The following is a 999-nucleotide window of genomic DNA, read 5'->3' as shown; positions in this document are numbered from 1 at the left end:
GCGGGGGCGTCCTCCGCGTACCCGGCGGCCTCCAGCTGGACGAGGACGCCGGTGGCGAGCCGGTGGCCGCTGCCGGCCGGGGTGACGAGGACGGTGGCTGTGAGTTCGGCCAGGGCGGCGTCCGCGTGGGTGTCGCCGGTGAGCGCGGGCAGGTGGGCGGGGTGCGGGAGTTCGCCGCCGAGCGCGACGGCGTACCGCAGGGTCTCGCGGGCCGCCTCGCTGAGCCGGGCGGCGAGCGCCGCGGCGGGCGCCGCGCCCTCCGCGAGGGTGGGCAGCGGGATCTCGCCCTCGGGGCCCGGGCGGACGGGGTCGGCCTGGGTGTCGGTGAAGAAGGCGAAGTCCTCGTCACCGTCCGGCTCGGTCCCGGCGACGAGACGGTCGCGCTGCTGGAGCAGGGCCCCGGCCTGGACGAAGCGCAGCGGAAGGCCCTCGGACTCGAACCACAGGTCGCCCGCCCAGTTGATCTCCTCCTCGGTGAGCGGGCGGCCCACGGCCCGCTCCAGGAGGGCGAGGCCGCCGGAGCGCGCGACGCCGGAGAGGGTGATCTCCTCCAGACGGGCCTCGGCGGAGGGGGCCGGGGTGTCGGGGGTGGTCGCGACCAGGAAGGCGCACTCGGGGGTCGCGTCGAGGATCTCGTCGAGCGCGGCGGCGCCGAACTCCAGGTCGTCGACGATCACGACGGCGCCGATCTCGGCGAGCAGTTCGCGCAGGAGCGCGGGTCCGGGGCGGTGCCGGGTGAGTTCGAAGACCTCGGTGGCGAGGTCGCCGAGGAGGTCCGCGGGGGTACGGCCGCGCCCGCTCAGCAGCACCACGCCGTCCGGGGCGAGGCCGGCGCAGGCGTCGACGAGTTCGGCGAGCAGCGCGCTCTTGCCGCTGCCGCCGGGCCCGGTGAGCCGTACGGAGCGGCCGCGGGCGAGCAGTCGCGTGATGCGCTCGCGCACCTCCGTGCGTTCCAGGAGCCGCCCGGGCCCGTCGGTGGGCCCGCTGGGCAGCGGCGGG

Annotated in this window: 1 pseudogene; it reads right to left on the bottom strand. The window is 77.6% G+C overall.

What is annotated here, in order from left to right:
* Positions 1 to 999, bottom strand: a pseudogene (locus G3I42_RS09975) (hypothetical protein); the annotation flags it as partial.

The sequence above is a fragment of the Streptomyces sp. SID11385 genome (assembly GCF_010548245.1).
GTDB lineage: Bacteria > Actinomycetota > Actinomycetes > Streptomycetales > Streptomycetaceae > Streptomyces.
This window is presented reverse-complemented; position numbering and strand designations above follow the sequence as displayed.